Source organism: Kitasatospora sp. UYEF31, from assembly GCF_057291755.1.
Map to the genome: position 1 here is coordinate 34,802 of NZ_JBXAWK010000011.1, position 21,033 is coordinate 55,834.

A 21,033-nucleotide genomic window follows, 5' to 3' on the forward strand; every position below is an offset into this window, starting at 1 on the left:
CAGGACTCCTCAGAACCACGGCAAGGAACACGCATGAACTGGAGCGGAAGCGGCACCGGCCTCGTCGCGGTGGGGCTCTTCCTGGTGGGCGGCGTCGTCTCGTTCGCCAAACAGGGCCTGCCCAAGGGCGTCATCGTCCTGATCGGCCTGTGCGCGGCGATGTTCATCGTCGCCGGCGTCCTGACGATGCTCTGACCGGGGGGAATTGAAATGGGCAACAAAGTCGTCATCCTCGACTACGGGTCGGGCAACCTCCGCTCGGCCGAACGCGCGCTCCAGCGGGTCGGCGCGGAAGTCGAAGTCACCGCAGACTTCGACAAGGCACTGCACGCCGACGGGCTGCTGGTGCCCGGCGTCGGCGCGTACGCGGCCTGCGTGAAGGGCCTCAAGGCGGTCCGCGGCGAGCAGATCATCGGCCGCCGCCTGGCCGGGAGCCAGCCCGTCCTGGGCATCTGCGTGGGCATGCAGATCCTCTTCGGCCGCGGCGTCGAGCACGGCGTCGAGACCGAGGGCTGCGGTGAGTGGCCGGGCACGGTCGAGCGCCTGCGCGCGCCGATCGTTCCGCACATGGGGTGGAACACGGTCCAGCCCCCCGCGGGCACGGACCTCTTCTCCGGCGTACAGGACGCCCGCTTCTACTTCGTCCACTCCTACGGCGTCCGCGAGTGGGAACTCACCGACACCCCGTTCGAGCCGCCCAAGGTCACCTGGACCACCCACGGCGAACCGTTCGTCTCCGCCGTGGAGAACGGCCCCCTGTGGGCCACCCAGTTCCACCCGGAGAAGTCCGGCGACGCCGGCGCCCAGGTGCTGCGGAACTGGCTCAAGAGCTTCTAGACCTCCCAGGTCGTCCAGATCTTCAGCAGAACCCTCCTTCCTGCCGCGAACCGCAAGGAGCACCACCCCCATGAGCCGCCTCGAACTCCTCCCCGCCGTGGACGTCGCCGACGGTCAGGCCGTACGCCTGGTCCAGGGCGAAGCCGGCTCCGAGACCTCCTACGGTGACCCCCTCGCCGCCGCCTTGGCCTGGCAGAACGCCGGAGCCGAGTGGATCCACCTCGTCGACCTCGACGCAGCCTTCGGCCGCGGCACCAACCGGGACCTCATCGCCGGGGTCACCGCCAGGCTCGACGTCAAGGTCGAACTGTCCGGCGGCATCCGCGACGACGCGACCCTCGAAGCGGCGCTGGCCACCGGCTGCCACCGGGTCAACCTCGGCACCGCCGCTCTGGAGACCCCGGACTGGGTGCGCTCGGCCATCGCCGAGCACGGTGACAAGATCGCCGTCGGCCTCGACGTCCGCGGCACCACCCTCGCCGGGCGCGGCTGGACCCGCGAGGGCGGCGAGCTCTTCGAGACCCTCGCCCGCCTCGACGCCGACGGCTGCGCCCGCTACGTGGTCACCGACGTCCACAAGGACGGCACGCTGACCGGGCCGAACCTCCAGCTCCTGCGCGACGTGTGCGCCGCCACCGACCGCCCGGTCGTGGCCTCCGGCGGTGTGTCCTCGCTCGCCGACCTGGTCGCGATCGCCGAACTCGTGCCGCTGGGCGTCGAAGGTGCGATCGTTGGCAAGGCGCTGTACGCCCAGGCGTTCACCCTGGAAGAAGCCCTGAAAGCGGTGTCCGAGTGACTGGTATCGAACGATTCTCCTCCGGCGGTCCGTGGGAGGAGTCCTTCGGCTACTCCCGCGCGGTCGCGGCCGGCGACTACGTCCACGTGTCCGGGTCCACCGCGATGGTCGGCGGCACGGTCGTCGGCGAAGGCGATCCGTACCTCCAGGCCACCACCGCGTTCGGCACCGCGCTCAAGGCCCTCGAAGAGTTCGGCCTGGGCGCCGCCGACGTCGTGCGCACCCGGATGTACATCACCCATGCCCGCGACTCCGACGACATCGGCCGGGCGCACAGCGCGCTGTTCGGCACGAGCCGTCCGGCCGCGACCATGGTCGTCGTCGCCGGGCTGATCGACTCCCGGATGATCGTCGAGGTCGAGGTGGACGCTTACCGGGGTGACAAGCGGTGAGCCTGTCCGTACGTGTCATCCCCTGTCTCGACGTCACTGAGGGCCGCGTCGTCAAGGGCGTCAACTTCCAGAACCTCCGCGACGCGGGCGACCCGGTCGAGATGGCCCGGGTCTACGACGCGGAAGGCGCCGACGAGCTGGTGTTCCTCGACATCACCGCGTCGTCCGGCGACCGGGAGACCACCTACGACGTCGTCCGGCGTACGGCCGAACAGGTGTTCATCCCGCTTACCGTCGGCGGCGGCATCCGGGCGGTCGGCGACGTCGACAAGCTGCTCCGGGCCGGAGCCGACAAGGTCGGCGTCAACACCGCCGCCGTCGTCCGCCCCGGACTGATCGCCGAGATCGCCGACCGCTTCGGCTCCCAGGTCCTGGTGCTGTCCGTCGACGCCCGGCGCCGCACCGACGGCGGCACGGGCTTTGAGGTCACCACCCACGGCGGCCGCCGGGGCACCGGCACCGACGCCGTCGAATGGGCTGCCAGGGCCGCCGAACTCGGCGCCGGGGAGATCCTCCTCAACTCCATGGACGCCGACGGCACCAAGGACGGCTACGACCTGGACCTGCTCCGCCAGGTCCGGGCCGCGGTCACCGTCCCCGTCATCGCCTCGGGCGGCGCGGGCTCACTCGACCACTTCGCCCCGGCCGTCGGGGCGGGAGCCGACGCGGTCCTGGCCGCCTCGGTGTTCCACTTCGGCATGCTGCGCATCCCGCAGGTCAAGGAAGAGCTCAAAGCAGCGGGTTACCCGGTGCGCTGACCGGTTTCCAACCAGAAAAACCTTTTTGTACGGTTCGCAGCTGCGAACCGTACAAAAAGGTTTTCTGTCGTGGACCCCGGCCCTCAGATGCCGAGACTCGCGTTCTTCAGAGTCAGGACCGAGGCCGGGTCGCCCTCCAGCGTCACCTGCGCGGCGTCCTTGCGGCCGTAGAGGAACAGCAGGAGCTCACCGGCGTCACCGGAGACCGTAACCGCCGGATCGCCCTGGTGGACCTGGACGGGCGTCTCGTCGTACGACGAGTCGGTCCGGCGCAGCGCCACCCCGACGGGCACCTTGCGCAGGAACATCTTCCCCATGGACCGCGCGCGCTTCCACAGGATGTCGGCGAACTCCGGCTCCAGCTGGCGCTGCTTACTGTGTTCAGAAGGGGCAGGCTGTGCGCGGCGGACGTCCTCGTGGTGGATGAAGTACTCCACCGTGTTCGCGGCGGCGTCCACACCCGGGATGCCGAAGAGGGACAGCCGCGGCGGGCCCGTGCGCACCTGGCGCACCAGTTCGTCGTACGGCAGCGCCGCCGCACCCTTGCGGACCTTCTCCGTCCAGCCGGCGAATGCCTTGACCACCAGCCCCGGGCCCGCGTCCGGGCGTCGTTCGCGGACGACCAGGTGGGCGGCCAGGTCGCGGGTGGTCCAGCCGTCGCACAGGGTGGGGGAGTCGGGGCCGAGCTCGGTGAGCAGGTCGGCGAGGGCGTCGCGTTCGACGCGGGCGTGGTTCGGGGACTGGGAGGCCATGTCAGCGATGCTTGTGCGTTCAACCGCCCGGGGTCAAGTGGCAGCGCGTGTCGGTCGGGTACGGAACCCCCCCCCACGATCTCCAGGGGGGTGTTCCGTACCCGACCGATCCGGTGGCCGGCGGTCAGCGGGCTACGACTGTGGTCCCGCCGGGGGCCGGGTGGCTCTCACCCTTCTGGCGCTGGCTCAGCCAGCGCAGCGCGTCGGGGAGCACGGCCTGCCAGGTCTTGAAGTTGTGCCCGCCGGTCGGCAGCAGCAGGACGTCCACCTTCATCGGCGGCTTGGCCAGCGACTGGAACTCCTTGGTCGGCCCCAGGTTCGACTCGCCGCTCTCGCTGCTGGTCAGCAGCAGGTTCACCGGCGGCATGGGCATGTTCTTCAGCCGCCAGGGCAGGTCCTGCGACTGCTTGAACGCCTTGCTGCCGCCGTACAGGTCGCCGGTGTCGCCGTCCTGCACCGCGCCGTAGTCCGCGGACAGGGCGGCCGCCGAGCCGATCCGGTCGGAGTTGAGCATGGCCAGTTTCGCCGCGCAGTAGCCGCCGGTGGAGTCGCCGATCATCGCCCAGGCGTCCTTGCCCGGGGCGGCCCGGAAGGCGCTGCGGACCGCTTCGGGCAGGTCCTGGCTGAAGAACGTCCCGGCCTGCGGCCCACCGGGGACGTCCGTGCACTCGGTGTCGCGGTTGACGACGACCGTCGGCCGCATCATCACGTAGATCGTGGGTTGCACCCGGCCCGCGGTGATCTCCTCCTGGGCGAACTTCGGCAGCTCCAGGCGGGTGATCAGGTTGCGGGCGTCACCCGGGTAGCCGGTGAGCACCACCACGACGGGGAACTTCCGGTCCTTGAACTCCGGCTGGAAGTACTGCGGCGGGAGGTACACGAACGCGGGGGAGTCGATGCCGCTGCGCTGCCCGGTGATCTCGACTTTCTGGATCTGGCCGGCCTTCTCCGGGGCCTTGTCGCCGTTGACGCCGACCTGCTCGGTGCCCTTGGCCTTCACCAGTTGCACCGGGATGTTCGGATCGGAGCCGACCGAGGACATCCTCGGCTTCCCGCTGTGGCCCAGGAGGTCGTCCCAGGTCGTGTAGAAGGAGAAGTAGCGGTTCCCCGCCACAGCCATGACGCCTATGAAGGCGAACTGGACGACCAGGAACAGGGCGATCCGTCCCGCGACCGGCCGCACACCCCGGCCGGCCAGGCGCGGCCACAGCCAGACCGTCGCCGCGAACAAGCCGACGGCCAACAGCCCGAGCAGGCCGGTGAACTTCAGACTGGTCAGTCCCACGGGTGCGTTTCCTTCACGGGGCGTGCGCCGCGGCGGCGGGCACAGGCGGGGCCTGGTCCACAACCGGGCAGGCGTTCAGTAGTGATTATTCCCTGACGTCCACATGTCGGATGACCGGCGGGGCATCGCAGCTGAAGACGAACGCCTGGGAGGCACGGTTCCAGAACGAACGTAAGAACTACCGAACGGTCTGTCGGAGCGGTGGCGGGAATCATCCGCCGCCCAGGGCGTTGTTCATCCCGTGGTAACAAGATGCCTCAGGTGGTGCACGCGGGTTCAGGCAGAGAGACGGTGGGGCGTGGCGGACGGCAGCAGCAGGAAGAACGGCAGCGGAGCGGACGGCGGCACAGCAGACGACGGCGGATCGGACGGCAGAGCAGACGCCGGCGTGAAAGGCGACAAAGTGACCGGGACACCGGGCACGGGAGTCCCGGACGCCGTCGGCGAGTCCACAAACCGTGAGGGAATGCGCGAAGGCTTCCGCATCCTCGGCGTGGCGATACGCGGGGAACCGAAGATATTCAGCGCCGCCGTGGGCTCCAGCGCCCTGTACGGCGTCATGACCGTCGGCTCCGCCATCGTCATCGGCCGGGTCACCGACCATGTCATCGTCCCCGCCTTCCACGACGGCCGCACCACCGCCGGCGCCCTGACCGCCGCACTCCTGGTCATCCTCGCCGCCGCCGTGCTCAAGGCCTTCGGCATCCTCGGCCGTCGCCTGTTCGCCGGCATCATGCAGTACCGCCTCCAGGCGACCTACCGCCGCCGCGTCACCCGCCAGTACCTGCGCCTGCCGCTGTCCTGGCACCACCGGCACCCCACCGGATCACTGCTGTCCAACGCCAACGCCGACGTCGAAGCGGCCTGGTACCCCATCGCGCCGCTGCCGATGGCCACCGGCGTCCTGGTCATGCTCGTCGTCGCGGCCGGGGCGATGCTCGCCACCGACTGGACGCTCGCCCTCGTCGGCTTCGTCGTCTTCCCGCTGATCTTCATCCTCAACGTCGTCTACCAGAAGCTCCAGGGCCCCCTGGCCACCCGCGCCCAGCAACTGCGCGCCGACGTGTCCGAAGTCGCCCACGAGAGCTTCGACGGCGCGCTCGTCGTCAAGACCATGGGCCGCGAGACCGAGGAGACCGAGCGCTTCGCCGTCGCCTCCCGGGAACTGGCCGAGGCCAACATCGCCGTCGGCCGGGTCCGCGGCTTCTTCGACCCGCTCCTGGAAGCCCTCCCCAACATCGGCGTCCTGCTGATCCTGCTCGTCGGGTCGTGGCGCGTCGCCGGCGGCGACCTGCGGCCCGGCGACCTCGTCCAGGTCGCCTACCTGTTCACCCTGCTGGCCTTCCCGGTCCGCTCGATCGGCTGGGTGCTCGGCGAACTGCCCCGCTCGGTCGTCGGCTACAACCGGGTCCGCAGCGTGCTTGAGGCGGAAGGGGAGCACACCCACGGACCGGTGGAGCCGGAGACAAGCGGAGCGGCCGGTCTTGAAGCGCGCGCCGTACGGTTCGGGTTCGCCGACCAGAACGGCGGCACCACCGAAGTCATCCACGACATCAGTTTCGCCCTCGAACCGGGCAGCACCGTCGCCGTCGTCGGACCCACCGGCTCCGGCAAGTCCACCCTCGCCTCGCTCCTGGTCCGCCTCGTCGACCCGGACAGCGGCGCCATCCTCCTCGACGGCACCGACCTGCGCGACCTGCGCGCCGGCGGCCTCGCGCAGACTGCCGCCCTCGTCCCGCAGCAGGCCTTCCTGTTCGACGACACCGTCCGCGACAACATCACCCTCGGCCTCGACGTCGACGAAGAGACGATGACCGAAGCGCTGCGCATCGCCCAGGCCGGTCAGTTCATCGACAAACTGCCCCACGGCCTCGACACCCAGGTCGGCGAACGCGGCACCACGCTGTCCGGCGGCCAGCGCCAGCGCATCGCCCTGGCCCGTGCCCTCGTGCGCCGCCCCCGGCTCCTCGTCCTCGACGACGCCACCTCCGCCGTCGACCCCCGCGTCGAAGCCGCGATCCTCCAAGGTCTCCGGCATACCTCAGGACCACCGGCCACGGTGGTGGTCATCGCCTACCGCAAGGCCACCATCTCCCTGGCCGACGAAGTCGTGTACATCGAGAACGGCAGCGTCCGGGGCCGCGGCACCCACCAGGAGCTCATCGACGGCTCCCCCGGCTACCGGCGCCTCGTCAACGCCTACGAACGCGCCGCTGAGGAAGCGGCGCTGGAAGCAGCCGGAGCAGCGGAAGCCGCCGAAGAAGCAGCCGCAGAGGAGGTGTCCGCATGAGCACCGACACCAGAACGCCCGTACAGCAGCCGAAGACCCCCCGGCAGCCGGGGGGACCCGCGCCGGCCGGGAAGTCACCGGAAGCCGAGCGCGAAGGCGGCCTCAGCGTGCTGCGCCGCGGCCTGGCGCTCACCCCCGAGTTCACCAGGGGTCTGACCGTCACCCTGCTGCTCGCCCTGCTCTCCACCGTCGGCCGCATCGTCATCCCGCTGGCCGTCCAGCAGACCGTCGACCGCGGTCTGGACATTGACGGCGGGGGCGCCGACCTGGGCGTAGTCCGCACCATGGTGGTGCTCGCCACCGTCGCGGTGATCGTCACCACGGTCTCCGCGTACTTCATGAACGTCCGCCTCTACCGCGCCAGCGAACGCGGCCTCGCCGCCCTGCGCGTCAAAGCGTTCCGGCACGTCCACGACCTGTCGACGCTCAACCAGGCCGCCGAACGCCGCGGCTCCCTGGTCTCCAGGGTCACCAGTGACGTCGACACGATCAGCCGCTTCATCCAGTTCGGCGGCCTGATGCTGGTCGTCAACCTCGGCCAGCTCCTGGTCGTCACCGTCCTGATGCTCGTCTACTCCTGGCAGCTCACCCTGCTGGTGTGGGTGTGCTTCGCTCCGCTCATCTGGTTCACCCGCGCCTTCCAGAAGCGGATCGCCGGCGCCTACACAGCCGTCCGCGAGCACACCGGACGTATGCTCGGTGCCATCTCCGAGCCGGTCGTCGGCGCGGCCGTCGTCCGCGCCCACGGCATCGAAGCGCGCACCGCCGCCCGCATCGACGCGGCCGTCGACGACCACCAAAGGGCCCAGACCCGCGCGCAGAAGCTCGTCGCGGTCACCTTCCCGACCACCGAACTGGTCGTCGGCGTGGCCAACGCGGCCGTCGTCGTGGCCGGTGTCCTGCTCGGCGTGGACGGACAGCTCACCCTCGGCGAGCTGATCGGCTTCCTGTTCCTCACCACGCTGTTCGTCAGCCCCCTCCAGTTCGGCGTCGAAGTCCTGAACGAAGCACAGAACGCCCTGGCCGGCTGGCGGCGCGTACTCGAAATCATGGACACCGGACCCGACGTCGCCGACCCGGGCCCGGTCGGCGTCGAACTCCCGCGCGGAGCAGTCTCCGTGCGCTTCGACGGCGTCTCCTACGCCTACCCCGGCGGCCCGCGGGTGATGAACGACGTCAACGTCACCCTCGCCCCGCGTACCCGCGTCGCGGTGGTCGGCGAGACCGGCTCGGGCAAGACGACCTTCGCGAAACTGCTCACCCGCCTCATCGACCCGGACGAGGGCGAAGTCCTGCTCGACGACGTTCCGTTGACGGCCGTACGGTTCAGCTCGCTGCGCAAACGGGTCGTGCTGGTGCCGCAGGAGGGCTTCTTGTTCGACGCCACCGTGGGCGACAACGTCCGCTACGGCCTCCCGGGCGCGACCGACGGGGAAATCCGTACGGCCTTCGACGACCTCGGCCTGGGGGACTGGCTGGACGGACTGTCCAACGGCCTGGACACCCGGGTCGGCCAGCGCGGTGAGTCACTGTCGGCCGGGGAGCGCCAACTGGTCGCGCTGGCCCGGTCGTACATCGCCGACCCTGACCTGCTGGTGCTCGACGAGGCCACCTCGGCGGTCGACCCGGCCACCGAAGTACGGCTCCAGCGCGCGCTCGACGGCCTGACCCGCGGCCGTACGTCGGTCTTCATCGCGCACCGCCTCTCCACGGCCGAATCGGCCGACGAGGTCCTGGTGTTCGACCAGGGCACGCTGGTCGAACGCGGTCCGCACCGCGAACTCGTCACCCACGGCGGGGTCTACGCGCGGATGCACGCGTCCTGGTCGGCGCAGCACAAGAAGCACTGACGGTCCAGTCCGTCCGTACACGACAAGGTCCCCGGGTGGTCCACAGGAGCCTGTGGACCACCCGGGGACCCCCATGTCACTTCAGTGGTGCCGTCAGCTTGCGCCCGTCCTGGTCGTAGGCGGCGAAGCACTGGACCTCGCGGTCGCCGACGAGCCAGCCGCGCTCCTTGGGGTAGACGTACACCCAGGTCAGTTCCGCGGAGTTGGACTGCCGGTTGAGCAGCGACTCGACCAGCGGTTTGCACGCCGTCGCGGCCTTGGTGTCCATCTGCGCGTCGCCGGGCCAGTCACCGGCGGGGAGGCTCGTGCTCTTGACGAACTGGGCGTCGTGCGGACTGGTGCACAGACCCTTTTCAATCCTGGTGGAGTCGGTCGGGAAGGACACGCACTCGCCGGGGGTCAACACGACCTTGTCCACCGTCTGCGCACCGGCCGAGTCGGTCGGTGACGGGGGACTGCTGGTCGGCGGCCCGCTGCTCGGTTCGTCACTCGGCGTGGCGGACCCGCTCGGGCTCGCCGACGCCGAAGGCCGGTCGGCGGAGGGCGACGGCGATGTCGTCGGCGGGGGACTCGACCCGGCCTTGTCACCCTTCTTGTCGTCACCCAGGCTCAGCACCACGGCGATCACCACGGCGGCGACCACCAGCGCGCCGACCACCAGCCAGGCGATGAGCTTCCCGTTGCCCCCGCCCGGCGGGGGCCCCGCGGGGCCGGGCGGGCCCCCGTAACCGCCGCCGTACGGACCACCGGGACCGCCGCCGCCGTACGGGCCACCGCCCCCGCCGTAGGGGCCGCCCCCGCCGGGGGGCGGGGGCGACTGTCCCGGCGGGGGATAGCCGCCCGCGGGCATGGTCGGTTCGGACGGACCACCGGGGTAGCCGCTGCCGCCACCGGGCGGCCCGCTCCCGTAGCCGCCGCCGGAACCGCTCCCCGGCGCGGGCCCGTACGGACCCTGCGACCCGTAGCCTCCGCCGGCGTAGCCACCATCGTTCGGACTGCTCACAACAGGCCCCCTTCCTCCGTGCGCATTCCCGGCACCCTGTGCACTAAGCCTGCTGACGCCAGGTCAGCTCAGCGGCCTGGTCAGTTTCGACTGGTCGGTCTTCTTGATCATGCACTCGACCCGGCGGTTGCCGATGTCCCACGCGGTCTGCTGCGGGTACTTCCAGGTCATGTTGAGCCCCGGGGTCTTCGCGGCCAGGGACTCGAAGCCCGCCAGGCACTGCGTTTCGACCTGCGACTGGATGCCGTCCGCCCCGGGGTGCACGGCACCGGTCAGCTCGAAGGCCTTGAACACCTGGTTGTCGTGCGGGGTGGTGCAGCCCACCTTGTCGATCTTCGAGCCGGTGCGGTTGATGCATTCGCCGACTTCGAGCCGGACGGCCTGCACCGTCTCCGGGACGTCGGTCGCCGCGGAGCCCGTCGACGTGGAAGTCGGCGTCTGTGTCGCCGACTTCGTCGGGATCCTGAAGGACGGGAGCGCCGGGACCGAGAACGAAGGCATCGCCGGGACGGAGAAGTCAGGCATCGCGACAGTGGGCTTCGGCGTGCCCGAGGAAGCGGAGTCCTTCTTGTCGCCGTCCCCGCCGAGGGTGTTCACCAGGACGGCTATCACTCCACCGACGATGAGCAGGCCCACGACCACGACGAGGATCAGCGGGCCGCGCCCGCCGCCGCCCGGCGACGGCCCGTACGGCGGTCCGGGGGGCCCGCCGTAGCCGCCCCCCTGACCGCCGCCGCCGTAGGGCGGCTGCTGTCCGTAATTCCCGCCGTACGGCGGCTGTTGACCGCCGTACGGGGGCTGTTGACCGTAGCCCCCGCCGTACGGGGGCTGCTGCTGGCCGTACCCCGGCCCCGGCCCCGGCCCCTGTCCTTGGTCTTGCGGCTGTCCCTGGCCACCGGGGTACTGCGGATCGTTGGGATAGTTCTGTCCGGGCTGCTGGCCGTATCCGGGGTAGTCCCCCCGGCCTGACGAAGGCGGCATAGTCATGTCCAGAGCTTGCCCGATCGGGTGAACATCCCGCAGGTGGGTAATGCGGCACCCGTCAGACTATTCACCGTATTTCCGGATGATTGTCCCGGCGTGTTCAAGGAATGCGCGCGAGATCGAGGGAGATCCGGCCGGGGATCAGTCGCGGACCGGCGGGGGATCAGTCACAGAACCGGACTGGGAACAGCCATGGACCGACCGGGGAACGCTCCGGGAACGGTCTGGAAGAATCACCGCATGAACGTCCCCGTGCGCCCCACGAACCTCGACCCCGCGATCTCGGCACGCCTGAAGCGGGATGAGCACGGCCTGTTCGCGGCCGTCGCCCAGCAGCACGGCACCGGCGAAGTCCTCATGCTCGGCTGGATGGACGACGAGGCGCTGCACCGCACTCTCACCACGGGGCAGTGCACCTACTGGAGCCGCAGCCGCCGGGAGTACTGGGTCAAGGGCGCCACTTCCGGACACGTACAGAAAGTCATCTCGGTCGCGCTCGACTGCGACGGCGACGCGGTCCTGGTCACAGTCGAACAGACCGCCGGGGCCTGCCACACCGGCGACCGCACATGCTTCGACGCGGGCGTACTCCCGCTGGCCGGTGGGCCGGCCGGCCGCTGAGGACCTGCGCCGCCGGCGACGGCCCCGGGCCGGATCCGGCCGCGGCGGCGCACTGCGTACCGATTGGATAACGGAACGTCAGGAAGCAGTGCCCGGCGGGTCGTGGATGGCGGGATCATGCAGCCTCAGCGTCTCGTCCGGTCTGTCCCTCAGTCCCGGCCCGGCGCAATCTGCACACCTCCCGGGGGAGACCGCCATGTCGATGCCACCGCCGCCCGGCCAGCCGCCGAACTACCCGCAGCCCGGATACGGCGGCTACCAGCCGCCGCCGCCCGAGCGTGGCTTCCTCGCCTCGCTCTTCGACTTCAAGTTCGAGTCCTTCGTCACGGTCAAACTGGTCAGGTTCTTCTACATCCTGACCGTCGTCCTGATGGGCGTCGGCCTGCTCTTCTTCGTCATCGCGGCCTTCAACCAGGGCAGCGGCGCGGGCGTCCTGGCGCTCATCTTCGCCCCGGTGATCGGGCTCTTCTGGCTGATCCTCATCCGCATGTGGATGGAGCTGATGGTGGTGCTCTTCCGCCTCAGCGAGGACATGCACGCCATGCGCCGCCAGTCCGGAGCCTGAGCCTCCGCCCGGCCCGGCCGCCAGTCCGGAGCCTGAGCCCCCGCCTGGCCCGGCCCGGCCGCCGGAGCCGGGCCGGGCGGCCCGCGCCGCGGGCGGGTGGAAGACTGTCGCCCATGACCACCGGCACCGTCACCCCCGGCCTGGCGACCTTCCGTGAGCTGGCGCGGGACCGTCGCGTCATCCCCGTCACCCGGCGCTTCCTCGCCGACGGGGACACACCCGTCGGCCTCTACCGCAAACTCGCCGCCGAACGCCCCGGCACCTTCCTCCTGGAGTCCGCCGAGAACGGCCGGACCTGGTCGCGCTACTCCTTCATCGGCGTGCGCTGCGCCGCGACCCTCACCGAGGCCGACGGCCGGGCCCGCTGGCTGGGCCGCGTGCCCGCCTCCGTACCCGGCGACGGCGGTGACCCGCTCCAGGTGCTGCGCGACACGGTCGAGGCGCTGCACAGCGAACCGCTGCCTGGCCTGCCGCCGCTGACCGGCGGGATGGTCGGCTACCTCGGCTACGACATGGTCCGCCGCCTGGAGAAGCTCCCCGAGCTGACCGGGGACGACCTGCGCATCCCCGAGCTCACGATGTTGCTGGCCACCGACCTGGCCGTCCTGGACCACGCCGACGGCACCGTCCTGCTGATCGCCAACGCGATCAACTACGACGGCCTGGAGTCCGGCGTCGACGAGGCCTACCACGAGGCCGTCGCCCGGCTCGACGCGATGACCGCCGACCTGGCCGCCCCGGCGGACGCAGCCCCCGCCGCCTTCGACGCGACCGTCACACCCGAGTGGACCGCGGGGTGGGGCAGCGACGCCTACCGCAAGGCCGTGGACGCCGCCAAGGAGGAGATCCGGGCCGGCGAAGCCTTCCAGATCGTGCTCTCACAGCGTTTCGAAGCGCGTACGGAAGCCTCCGCGCTCGACATCTACCGGATTCTGCGGGCCACCAACCCCAGCCCGTACATGTACCTCTTCCGGTTCGAGGGCAACGGGGACGGGAGCGAAGCGACTCCCAGCAAGGGCGGGGGCGGGCGGCGGGCGGGCCAAGAGTCCGGCTTCGACGTGATCGGCTCCAGCCCCGAAGCCCTCGTCACGGTGAAATCCGGCCGCGCCCTGGTGCACCCCATCGCCGGGACCCGCCCGCGCGGTGCCACTCCGGAGGAGGACACGGCACTGGCCGGAGAACTCCTCGCCGACGCGAAGGAACGAGCCGAACACCTCATGCTCGTCGACCTCGGCCGCAACGACCTGGGCCGGGTCTGCGCGCCCGGCACCGTCGAAGTCGTCGACTTCATGTCGGTCGAGCGCTACAGCCACGTCATGCACATCGTCTCCACCGTGGTCGGCGAAGTGGCGCAAGGCCGTACCGCCCTCGACGTCCTGACCTCCTGCTTCCCCGCCGGAACCCTCTCCGGCGCGCCGAAACCCCGGGCCATGGAGATCATCGAGCAGATGGAGCCGGTCAGACGCGGCCTGTACGGCGGCTGCGTCGGCTACATCGACTTCGCCGGCGGCCTGGACACCGCCATCGCCATCCGCACCGCACTCCTGCGCGACGGCACCGCGTACGTCCAGGCCGGAGCCGGGGTCGTCGCCGACTCCGACCCCGCCGCCGAAGACACCGAATGCCGCAACAAGGCCGCCGCGGTCCTGCGCGCGGTGGCCACCGCCTCGACTCTGAAACCGGCCCGATGAGCACTGCCGAACAGTCCGCCGCCGAACAGTCCGCCGCCGGACCCTCCGCCGCCGGGCCGGCAGCCGAAGAGAAATCACGGCGTACGGCCGGCCGGGAGAAGGGCGCGGCCGTCGCCGCGGCGCTGCTCGGCTCCGCCCTCGTCCTGGCCGTCGCCGGGCGCACCTGGGCCGGCGGCGACGCCGACGTGCACGGCACCAGACTCGCCGTCCACACCACCGGCAACGCCGCCACCGGCGTACCCACCGCGTTCGCCCTGCTCGGCCTGGCCGGCGCCCTCCTCGTGCTGGCCACCCGGCGCACCGGACGCATCATCGTCGGCGTCCTGCTCGCCACCGCCGGGGCGACCGTCACAGTCACCTCCCTCCTGGCGGTCGGCGACCGCACCGCGGTGGACGCCGCGGCCGCGTCCAAAGCCGCCGTCGAAGGGGTGCGGGCCATCGACGTCACCTATACGGTCTGGCCCTACGCGGCAGCCCTCGGGGGCCTCCTGATGCTCGCCGCCGGACTGCTCGTCGCCGTGCGCGGACGCCGCTGGGCAGGCCCGTCCACCAGGTACGAAGCCCCGGCGGCGGCCGAAGCCGGCCGGTCCGACCGTACGGAAACCCCGGCAGACCTGTGGAACTCACTCGACCGGGGCGAGGACCCCACGCGCTGAGCACCTCCACGAGCCCGCACAATAGAACCGGCGGCCGGGCGCCCGGACCGCCGCAGACAACGAAAAACCCCACTGAGGAGCACTGGATGTCGTCGCAGAGCCACGGTCACGATGACCACGGGAACACCGTCGCCGCCTGGACCCTGACGATCGTCGTGCTGATCGGCAGCTGTATCGCCGGTGTGGCGCTGCCCATGGCCTCCCAGGCCGTCTTCTGGACCGGCGTCGGCGTGTGCGCCGTGGGCTGCGCCCTCGGCGGCGTGCTGCGCATGGCCGGCCACGGGAAGCTCGCCAGGAGCTGACGCCGTACGGATGAACCGCTGGGGGCGTCGCACGGCGCTCCCAGCGTGCAGCCACCGGCCGTGCACGACGGGGGGACGTCACCATGAGCACCGGCTACCCGGGACCGCCACCGGATCCGCCGCGCCCCGGCCGGCCGACACCCGAAGGGCAGCCCCTCTACGGCTACACCCCGCCGGGCCACCGGCAGCCCGGCGCCCCGGGCTGGGGGCCGCCCACGCCGTTCGGCCACACCGCGGGCCCCTACGGCCCCGTCGGGCCGCCGCCGGACAATTACCTCGTCTGGGCCGTCGCCGCCACCGTCCTGTGCTGCTTCGCCGTCGGGGTCCCCGCCCTGCTCGCCGCCACCTCGGTCAACGAACGCTGGCACGCGGGCGACGGACCCGGCGCCCAGGCCGCCTCCCTGCGCGCCCGCAACTGGACCATCTGCACCATCCTGCTCGGCGTCATCTTCTGGACCACCTGGATGGTCGGAGTGTTCGTCCTGGGTTGGAAGGACACTCTGGGCAGGATCTGACACATGACCTCCACCACCGCAGGACCCGGCACCGACCGGCCCGCCACCGCCCCATCCACGGCCGGGCGGCTCAGAGCCCTCGCCGCCCCCGCCGTCGTCGCCGCGGCCGTCGCCGCCGGGACGGCCTACGTCGCCGCCGTGGACCCCACGACACCCGGGCACTACCCCGTGTGCCCCTTCCTCGCGTTCACCGGCTACGCCTGCCCCGGCTGCGGCGGCCTGCGCTGCGCCCACTCGCTCGCCCACGGCGACCTCGCCGCGGCCTTCGGCTACAACGCCCTCGCCGTGCTGCTCGCACCGCTCCTGGCGTTCCTGTGGGCGCGCTGGACACTGCGGCAGGCCCGGGGACTCGAACGTACGACGGCGGCCCGTCCGGCGTTCCTGTGGGCCCTGTCCGGGGTCGTCTGCGTGTTCTGGCTGGTCCGCAACCTGCCATTCGGTTCAGTCCTCGCGCCCTGACCCGCCCCGGGCCGGAAACAGGACCGGGCGGTTCAGCCGGTGGACGGGCGCGGGGCCGCACCATGCGACACCGTATGCTGCCGCCACGTCGTCGGAACGGCACCGTCTGAACACGGACGGACACCGGCGGGCGACGGGGTGGGACAGAGTCGGCCCGCCGGGTGGATACCATCGAAGCGACGGGGCCCCGCATATCGGCTGTGTCGGTCAGACCCGGCATGCTGCCTGTGCCGGACGGAAACCGGTACAACCGCCGGCCCGAAGCACTTCTGCATAACAGCGAGGGGATCAGACGCGTGAGTGTGCTCGACGAGATCATCGACGGTGTCCGTGCCGACCTCGCCGAACGGCAGGCCCAGGTCACCCTCGAAGAGCTCCAGGAGCAGGCCGCCGCCGCCGGGCCCGCCAAGGACGCCAAGTCGGCGCTCAACGGCGACGGTATCGCGGTGATCGCCGAGGTCAAGCGGTCCAGCCCGTCCAAGGGCGCGCTGGCCGCCATCGCCGACCCGGCCGGGCTCGCCGCCGACTACGAGGCCGGCGGCGCCGCGGTCATCAGCGTGCTCACCGAGCAGCGCCGCTTCGGCGGCTCCCTGGCCGACCTCGAGTCGGTCCGCAGCCGGGTGGACATCCCCGTGCTGCGCAAGGACTTCATGGTCACCAGCTACCAGCTGTGGGAAGCCCGCGCGTACGGCGCCGACGTGTGCCTGCTGATCGTCGCGGCCCTCGGCCAGAACGCCCTGGTCTCGCTCATCGAGCGGGCCACCTCCATCGGGCTCACCACGATCGTGGAAGTGCACGACGAGGAGGAGACCCAGCGGGCGCTGGACGCCGGAGCGCAGGTCATCGGCGTCAACGCGCGCAACCTCAAGACCCTAGAGGTCGACCGCAACAACTTCGCGCGGATCGCCCCGATGATCCCGGACAACGTCATCCGGATCGCCGAGTCCGGCGTCCGCGGACCGCACGACCTGATCGCGTACGCCAACGCCGGCGCCGACGCGGTCCTGGTCGGCGAGTCCCTGGTGACAGGCCGTGACCCGCGCAGTTCCGTCTCCGACCTGGTCGCGGCGGGCAAGCACCCGGCCATCCGGCACGGGCGGGGCTGACCGCGGACATGCACATCGGCCGACTCGCCCGGGGCTGCAAGCCGCGCGGCTGCCGCGCGCCCGCCCGCCGGGTGCACGGCCGCCGGGTGCGCTACATCCTCGGCTGCGAGCCGGGCCAGGTGCAGGGCATGCGATGGCGCTGCGGGTACCCCGCCGTCTGAGACTGCACCGGTCCCGCACAACCACCGTTCCGCACGCGGCACAGGTCCTCTCCACCGCGCTCCGCCGTGGTGAAAACCCGTACGCCCTTCTTCTGCCCTTCACCAGCGGCACCGGTGACCGGCCGACACGGCGCTGAACGAAGGTTTTGTCACGCCCGTGGCGCGACAGTTGACCCAGGCCCTGCGCGCAACCCCCACAGCGAGAAGGACTCCCATGTCCATGTTCGAACCCGGTACGGGTGAACTCCCCGACGCCGCCGGGCACTTCGGTGTCTTCGGCGGACGCTTCCTGCCCGAGGCGCTGGTCGGCGCCCTCGACGAGCTGACCGAGGCGTACGACAAGGCCAAGAACGACCCGGCCTTCCAGGACGAGTTCACCGGCCTCCTGCGCGACTACGCCGGCCGGCCCAGCATCATCACCGAGGCCCCGCGCTTCGGCGCGCACGCGGGCGGCGCACGGATCATCCTCAAGCGCGAGGACCTGAACCACACCGGCTCACACAAGATCAACAATGTGCTCGGGCAGGCACTGCTCACCAAGCGCATGGGCAAGACCCGCATCATCGCCGAGACCGGCGCCGGACAGCACGGCGTCGCCAGCGCCACCGTCGCGGCCCTGCTCGGCCTCGAATGCGTCGTCTACATGGGCGAGCTGGACACCCGGCGCCAGGCCCTCAACGTGGCCCGGATGCGCATGCTCGGCGCCACAGTCGTCCCCGTCGCCATCGGCTCGCGCACCCTCAAGGACGCGATCAACGAGGCGATGCGCGACTGGGTCGCCAACGTCGACACCACGCACTACCTGCTCGGCACCGCCGCCGGACCGCACCCGTTCCCCGCGATGGTCCGCGACTTCGTCCGCATCATCGGCGTCGAAGCCCGCCAGCAGATCCTCGCCAGGACGGGCCGGCTCCCCGACGCGGTGGTCGCGTGCGTCGGCGGCGGCTCGAACGCCATCGGCGCGTTCCACGCCTTCATCGACGACGCCGACGTGAAGCTGTACGGGTTCGAAGCCGGCGGCGACGGCATCGAGACCGGCAAGCACGCCGCCTCGGTCAACGGCGGCTCAGTCGGCGTCCTGCACGGCACCCGCACCTACCTGCTCCAGGACGAGTACGGGCAGACCCAGGAGTCGCACTCCATCTCCGCCGGCCTGGACTACCCGGCCGTCGGCCCCGAGCACGCCTGGCTGCACGACACCGGTCGGGCGACCTACCGCCCGGTCAACGACGACGCGGCGATGGAGGCCTTCCGCCTCCTGTGCCACACGGAGGGGATCATCCCGGCCATCGAAAGCGCCCACGCGCTGGCCGGGGCGATCGAGGTCGGCAAGGAGCTCGGCCCCGACGCGGTCATCATGGTCAACCTCTCCGGGCGCGGCGACAAGGACATGCACACCGCCGCGCAGTACTTCAACCTGCTTGAGACCGGGGAGGACCACTAATCATGTCCAGGCTTTCTGAGGTCCTCGCCGCAGCCCGCGCGCAGAACCGCGCCGCCCTCGTCGGCTACCTCCCTGCCGGCTACCCGTCCGTCGAAGGCTCCGCCGCCGCGATGCGCGCCATGGTCGAAGGCGGGTGCGACGTCATCGAAGTCGGTCTGCCGTACTCCGACCCGCAGATGGACGGCCCGGTCATCCAGCGCGCCGTCGAACACGCGCTGGCCCACGGCACCAACACCCACCACGTCCTCGACAACGTCGCGGCCGTCGCGCAGACCGGCGCCGCCGCGCTGGTCATGTCCTACTGGAACCCGATCGAGCGCTACGGCGTCGAACGCTTCGCCACCGAACTGGCCGAGCGCGGGGGAGCGGGCGTCATCACCCCCGACCTCATCCCCGACGAGGCGGCCGACTGGATCACAGCGACGGACAAGCACGGACTCGACCGGATCTTCCTGGTCGCCCCGTCCTCCACCGACGCGCGGATCAAGTACACCGTCGACCACGGCAGCGGCTTCGTCTACGCGGCCTCCACCATGGGCATCACCGGCACCCGCGCCTCCGTCGGTTCGCACGCCCGGTCGCTGGTCGCGCGCACCAAAGCAGTCACCGGCCTGCCGGTGTGCGTCGGCCTCGGCGTCTCCACCGCCGACCAGGCCGCCGAAGTGGCGGAGTACGCCGACGGCGTGATCGTCGGCTCGGTGTTCGTCCAGGCACTGATCGACGCCCCCACCCCCGAAGCGGGCATCGACGCCGTACGCGAACTCGCGAAGGAACTCGCCGACGGCGTACGCCGCCGCTGACAAGTTTTGATATTCAGGCAAAATAGAACAAATGGCAGTATTGAGGATGGCCGCCGCAGGCTCTGCGGCGGCCATCCGTCCGCTGAACGGCGGGCGGGCCGACACACGACCGCTGGAGCAGCACAGGTGGCCACCAACAGCATCAACCGCCGGATCCTCGCACTGGGCACAGTCCTCGTCCTGGCGATCGGCGCACTCGCCGTCTACTTCGGCATCCGGCTGGCCGACGGTGACGGCGACACCCGCGGGTCCCACGCCGCGACCACACCGCCGGTCCGGCAGGTCGACCTCGCGGCACTCCCGGCCGCCGCCACCGCCGACGGACTCATCCGCGTCGGCCGCGCCGGCGCCCCCGTCACAGTCACCGTGTACGAGGACTTCCGCTGCCCGTACTGCCAGAAGTTCGAAAAGAACATGGGCCCGCTCCTGGCCGACTACGCCGAAGCGGGCAAGATCAAAGTCGACTACCACATCGCCTCCTTCCTCGACGGGAAACTCGGCGGCACCGGCTCCGCCAAGGCCGCCAACGCAGCCCGCTGCTCCGTCGAACCCGGAAAGTACGCCGCGTACCACGAAGTCCTGTTCGCCGCCCAGCCCGACGAGTCCACCGACGGCTACACCGACGCCAACCTGCTCGCCCTGGCCGGCAAGGTCCCCGGGCTGCGCACCCCGGCGTTCGACGCGTGCGTCACCGGTACGGCCAACAAGGACTGGGTGACCGCCGCACAAGCCGCCTTCGAGGCCTCCGGTGTCACCGGCACCCCGAACATCGCCGTCGACGGGAAGAACGTCACCGGCCAGGCCGCGCAGACCGTCGCCGGACTCCGGGCCCTGCTCGACCAGAAGGTCACCGCCGCCGGCGGCAAGGCCTGAGCGTTCAGCCGCCCGGCGGATCCTTCGCCCGGATCCGTTGCTCTGAACGAGGAACCTCCGGGCCGCTCGCACGTTGAACACAGGTAGCGAACCGGTTCCGAACCGCCACTGCGCGGACACACAGCGTCCCCGCGCTGAGTCCTTACGCTGAGTTCTTACAGTGCGGCGACACCGTGCATTGCTAATCTTCCGGTCGCCCGGACCAGGCACCCCCGCTGGAACTCCTCCGGAAGCCGGGGCCGGGCGGCACACGATCTCCATGCGCTGACACCGGTGCCGCAGGGCACCAGACGACGACAAGAGGGGCCCGATGAGCGAGGCAGCCACCCTGGACCGGCCACCGGGCCGCGCCGAGCGCTTCCGTACCGCCACCCCCTGGACCGGCGTGGCGGTCAGACTCGGCCTGGCCGTCGTGTGGGCCTGGGCCGGGTACGAGAAGGCACTCGACCCCGACAAGGCCGCCCAGGCCGTACGGGCGTTCGACGTCCTGCCCGAATCCCTGGTCAAGCCGATCGGCTACGCCCTGCCGTACCTCGAACTCGGCCTGGCCGCACTCCTGGTCATCGGCCTGGGCGTCCGGGCCTGCGGGATCATCTCCGCGGTCCTGCTCGTCGTCTTCATCGCGGGCATCTCCCAGGCGTGGGCCCGCGGCCTGGCCATCGACTGCGGCTGCTTCGGCGGCGGCGGCGCCGTCGACGCCGACAAGACGAAGTACCTCCAGGAGATCCTCCGGGACATCGGCTTCATGGCCCTGGCTGCGTGGCTCATCGTCTACCCCCGAACCCGCGTGTCCCTGGACAACCAGCTGGCCTGGGACGACGACGCCCCGGCCGCCCGGTCCTGACACCCGCGACCCGCGGATCCCGCTGAGCAGACCCCGCTGAGCAGACGAA

Annotated in this window: 24 protein-coding genes; 20 read left to right on the top strand and 4 right to left on the bottom strand. The window is 70.9% G+C overall.

What is annotated here, in order from left to right; genetic code table 11:
• Positions 1-33: 33 nt before the first annotated feature.
• The 5 genes from AC0Z36_RS07890 (at position 34) to hisF (ending at position 2,783) form a co-directional block, all read left to right on the top strand.
• Positions 34-195, top strand: coding sequence for a hypothetical protein (locus AC0Z36_RS07890; protein WP_485461990.1), 162 nt, complete (start codon positions 34-36; stop codon positions 193-195).
• A 15-nt stretch (positions 196-210) separates the two neighbouring features.
• Complete coding sequence (gene hisH / locus AC0Z36_RS07895) at positions 211-837, top strand: imidazole glycerol phosphate synthase subunit HisH (RefSeq protein WP_485461991.1); 627 nt, start codon at positions 211-213, stop codon at positions 835-837.
• Positions 838-907: 70 nt separating this feature from the next.
• Positions 908-1,633 (top strand): bifunctional 1-(5-phosphoribosyl)-5-((5-phosphoribosylamino)methylideneamino)imidazole-4-carboxamide isomerase/phosphoribosylanthranilate isomerase PriA, encoded by a 726-nt coding sequence (gene priA / locus AC0Z36_RS07900; protein ID WP_485461992.1) that lies wholly within the window; start codon positions 908-910, stop codon positions 1,631-1,633.
• Entirely contained in the window at positions 1,630-2,025 is a 396-nt protein-coding gene (locus tag AC0Z36_RS07905; RefSeq protein ID WP_485461993.1) for a RidA family protein, read from the top strand. Before priA ends, AC0Z36_RS07905 begins: the two co-directional genes overlap by 4 nt.
• On the top strand, positions 2,022-2,783 hold the full coding sequence (gene hisF / locus AC0Z36_RS07910; protein ID WP_485461994.1) for an imidazole glycerol phosphate synthase subunit HisF: 762 nt from the start codon (positions 2,022-2,024) through the stop codon (positions 2,781-2,783). The genes AC0Z36_RS07905 and hisF overlap by 4 nt, the downstream gene beginning before the upstream one ends.
• Before the next feature lie 83 nt (positions 2,784-2,866).
• Here the strand turns inward: hisF and AC0Z36_RS07915 are convergent, their stop codons facing one another.
• Together AC0Z36_RS07915 and AC0Z36_RS07920 are read right to left on the bottom strand one after the other, a co-directional pair.
• On the bottom strand, positions 2,867-3,535 hold the full coding sequence (locus tag AC0Z36_RS07915) for a TIGR03085 family metal-binding protein (RefSeq protein WP_485461995.1): 669 nt from the start codon (positions 3,533-3,535) through the stop codon (positions 2,867-2,869).
• 124 nt (positions 3,536-3,659) lie between these two features.
• The gene (locus AC0Z36_RS07920) at positions 3,660-4,820 is read right to left on the bottom strand and encodes an alpha/beta hydrolase (RefSeq protein WP_485461996.1); all 1,161 of its coding nucleotides are present in this window, start codon (positions 4,818-4,820) and stop codon (positions 3,660-3,662) included.
• A gap of 298 nt (positions 4,821-5,118) precedes the next feature.
• On the opposite strand from AC0Z36_RS07920, the gene AC0Z36_RS07925 reads away from it, so the two are divergent.
• Both AC0Z36_RS07925 and AC0Z36_RS07930 read left to right on the top strand, forming a co-directional pair.
• Positions 5,119-7,110 carry an ABC transporter ATP-binding protein gene (locus AC0Z36_RS07925; protein WP_485461997.1) on the top strand — a complete coding sequence of 664 codons (1,992 nt, stop codon included), beginning with the start codon at positions 5,119-5,121 and terminating at the stop codon, positions 7,108-7,110.
• Positions 7,107-8,960 (top strand): ABC transporter ATP-binding protein, encoded by a 1,854-nt coding sequence (locus AC0Z36_RS07930; protein ID WP_485461998.1) that lies wholly within the window; start codon positions 7,107-7,109, stop codon positions 8,958-8,960. Before AC0Z36_RS07925 ends, AC0Z36_RS07930 begins: the two co-directional genes overlap by 4 nt.
• Positions 8,961-9,036: 76 nt before the next feature.
• Here AC0Z36_RS07930 and AC0Z36_RS07935 read toward each other — a convergent pair whose 3' ends face one another.
• Positions 9,037-9,963 (bottom strand): septum formation family protein, encoded by a 927-nt coding sequence (locus AC0Z36_RS07935; RefSeq protein ID WP_485461999.1) that lies wholly within the window; start codon positions 9,961-9,963, stop codon positions 9,037-9,039.
• Between the two features lie 63 nt (positions 9,964-10,026).
• Entirely contained in the window at positions 10,027-10,950 is a 924-nt protein-coding gene (locus AC0Z36_RS07940) for a septum formation family protein (protein ID WP_485462000.1), read from the bottom strand.
• A gap of 237 nt (positions 10,951-11,187) precedes the next feature.
• On the opposite strand from AC0Z36_RS07940, the gene hisI reads away from it, so the two are divergent.
• The 13 genes from hisI (at position 11,188) to AC0Z36_RS08005 (ending at position 20,984) form a co-directional block, all read left to right on the top strand.
• On the top strand, positions 11,188-11,568 hold the full coding sequence (gene hisI, locus AC0Z36_RS07945) for a phosphoribosyl-AMP cyclohydrolase (RefSeq protein ID WP_485462001.1): 381 nt from the start codon (positions 11,188-11,190) through the stop codon (positions 11,566-11,568).
• 196 nt (positions 11,569-11,764) lie between these two features.
• On the top strand, positions 11,765-12,133 hold the full coding sequence (locus tag AC0Z36_RS07950; RefSeq protein WP_485462002.1) for a DUF4282 domain-containing protein: 369 nt from the start codon (positions 11,765-11,767) through the stop codon (positions 12,131-12,133).
• A 113-nt stretch (positions 12,134-12,246) separates the two neighbouring features.
• On the top strand, positions 12,247-13,824 hold the full coding sequence (locus tag AC0Z36_RS07955) for an anthranilate synthase component I (RefSeq protein WP_485462003.1): 1,578 nt from the start codon (positions 12,247-12,249) through the stop codon (positions 13,822-13,824).
• Positions 13,821-14,480: a Trp biosynthesis-associated membrane protein gene (locus AC0Z36_RS07960; RefSeq protein ID WP_485462004.1), complete on the top strand. Its 660-nt coding sequence runs from the start codon at positions 13,821-13,823 to the stop codon at positions 14,478-14,480. The genes AC0Z36_RS07955 and AC0Z36_RS07960 overlap by 4 nt, the downstream gene beginning before the upstream one ends.
• 86 nt (positions 14,481-14,566) lie before the next feature.
• Positions 14,567-14,782 carry an HGxxPAAW family protein gene (locus tag AC0Z36_RS07965; protein ID WP_485462005.1) on the top strand — a complete coding sequence of 72 codons (216 nt, stop codon included), beginning with the start codon at positions 14,567-14,569 and terminating at the stop codon, positions 14,780-14,782.
• A gap of 83 nt (positions 14,783-14,865) precedes the next feature.
• Entirely contained in the window at positions 14,866-15,297 is a 432-nt protein-coding gene (locus AC0Z36_RS07970) for a CD225/dispanin family protein (RefSeq protein ID WP_485462006.1), read from the top strand.
• Positions 15,298-15,300: 3 nt separating this feature from the next.
• The gene (locus tag AC0Z36_RS07975; protein ID WP_485462007.1) at positions 15,301-15,756 is read left to right on the top strand and encodes a DUF2752 domain-containing protein; all 456 of its coding nucleotides are present in this window, start codon (positions 15,301-15,303) and stop codon (positions 15,754-15,756) included.
• 296 nt (positions 15,757-16,052) lie between these two features.
• A complete protein-coding gene (trpC, locus tag AC0Z36_RS07980; protein ID WP_485462008.1) occupies positions 16,053-16,862 on the top strand; it encodes an indole-3-glycerol phosphate synthase TrpC in 810 nt (269 codons plus the stop codon).
• Positions 16,863-16,870: 8 nt separating this feature from the next.
• Positions 16,871-17,023, top strand: a complete 153-nt coding sequence (gene trpM, locus AC0Z36_RS07985) for a tryptophan biosynthesis modulator TrpM (RefSeq protein ID WP_485462009.1) — start codon at positions 16,871-16,873, stop codon at positions 17,021-17,023.
• A 214-nt stretch (positions 17,024-17,237) separates the two neighbouring features.
• Positions 17,238-18,467, top strand: coding sequence for a tryptophan synthase subunit beta (trpB, locus tag AC0Z36_RS07990; RefSeq protein ID WP_485462010.1), 1,230 nt, complete (start codon positions 17,238-17,240; stop codon positions 18,465-18,467).
• Between the two features lie 2 nt (positions 18,468-18,469).
• The gene (trpA, locus tag AC0Z36_RS07995) at positions 18,470-19,267 is read left to right on the top strand and encodes a tryptophan synthase subunit alpha (RefSeq protein ID WP_485462011.1); all 798 of its coding nucleotides are present in this window, start codon (positions 18,470-18,472) and stop codon (positions 19,265-19,267) included.
• Positions 19,268-19,393: 126 nt separating this feature from the next.
• Positions 19,394-20,140, top strand: coding sequence for a DsbA family protein (locus AC0Z36_RS08000; RefSeq protein WP_485462012.1), 747 nt, complete (start codon positions 19,394-19,396; stop codon positions 20,138-20,140).
• 310 nt (positions 20,141-20,450) lie between these two features.
• Positions 20,451-20,984: a MauE/DoxX family redox-associated membrane protein gene (locus AC0Z36_RS08005; RefSeq protein ID WP_485462013.1), complete on the top strand. Its 534-nt coding sequence runs from the start codon at positions 20,451-20,453 to the stop codon at positions 20,982-20,984.
• The last annotated feature ends 49 nt before the right edge of the window (positions 20,985-21,033 follow it).